Here is a 1,512-nt window from a genome sequence, read left to right on the forward strand (position 1 = left end):
GGAGTCAACCGCGTGGAAACCACCGTCGAACAGCTCAACCTCAACATCTAGTACTGGGAAGCCAGCAAGAACACCGGTCTCCATCATGCTTTGGAAGCCTTTCTCGATAGCTGGGAAGAATTCCTTAGGTACGTTACCACCTACAACTGTAGATGAGAATGTGAAACCAGAATTCTGCTCACCTGGCTTGATACGGTAATCGATCTTACCGAACTGACCAGAACCACCAGACTGCTTCTTGTGCGTATATGAATCTTCAACTTCAGCCGTGATTGTTTCACGGTATGCAACCTGAGGTTCACCAACTTCTAGCTCAACGCCATAAGTACGGTTCAGGATGTCTACTTTGATGTCTAGGTGAAGCTCACCCATTCCGCGTAGAATTGTTTCACCTGAGTCTTCGTCAGTGTGAACCTGGAATGTTGGATCTTCTGCAACCATCTTACCGATCGCGATACCCATTTTCTCAGAACCGCCTTTGTCTTTAGGCTTAACAGCAATCGAGATTACTGGCTCAGGGAAGACCATCGCTTCAAGTGTACATTCGTGCTTGGGATCACAAAGTGTGTGACCTGTTTGAACGTTTTTCATGCCGACGATTGCAAGGATGTCACCAGCTTGAGCTGAATCTAGCTCGTTACGATCTTCAGCTTCCATCTCACACATACGGCCGATACGCTCAGTCTTACCTGTGAAGGAGTTAAGTACTGTGTCGCCTTTGTTCAGCTTACCTGAATAAACTCGGATAAAGGTAAGTGCGCCGAAACGGTCATCCATGATCTTAAATGCAAGTGCGCGGAATGGCTCGTCAACAGCAACTGTAGCAACTTCGCCAGTTGGCTCGCCCACTTCATCAGTCAATGGCTGAGGAATAACTTCTGTGGGTGAAGGCAAGTAGTCAACAACAGCATCAAGAATTAACTGGATACCTTTGTTCTTAAATGCAGAGCCACAGTAAGTAGGGAAGAATGTCAGGTCATTAGTACCTTTACGAATACAGGCTTTGATCTGTTCCGTAGTTGGCATTTCGCCTTCCATGTACGCCATCATGATGTCGTCATCAACCTCAACAGCTGTTTCAATCAACTGCTCGTGATACATGTCTACATCGTCAACCATATCGGCTGGAACGTCTTCTACTTTGAAGTTTTCAGGTAGGCCTGTGTCATCCCAAACATAAGCTTTCTTAGAAAGAATATCGACAACACCAACAAAGTCATCTTCGGTTCCGATTGGAAGAGTCATAACTAGCGGCTTAGCGCCTAGTACGTTCTCTACCTGGTCAACAACTTTCAAGAAGTCAGCACCTAGACGGTCAAGCTTGTTTACGAAGATGATACGAGCAACGCCAGACTCATCTGCATAACGCCAGTTTGTTTCTGATTGAGGTTCAACACCACCAGAACCACAGAATACACCGATACCACCATCAAGAACTTTCAAAGAACGATATACTTCTACTGTGAAGTCAACGTGTCCAGGAGTATCTATGATGTTCATGCGGTGATCATC

Annotated in this window: 1 protein-coding gene; it reads right to left on the reverse strand. The window is 45.9% G+C overall.

What is annotated here, in order from left to right:
- Positions 1 to 1,512 (reverse strand): elongation factor G (fusA, locus tag A3735_RS17945; RefSeq protein ID WP_068638392.1); only part of this gene is annotated, 1,512 nt, incomplete at both ends.

It is taken from the genome of Oleiphilus sp. HI0061 (assembly GCF_001635675.1).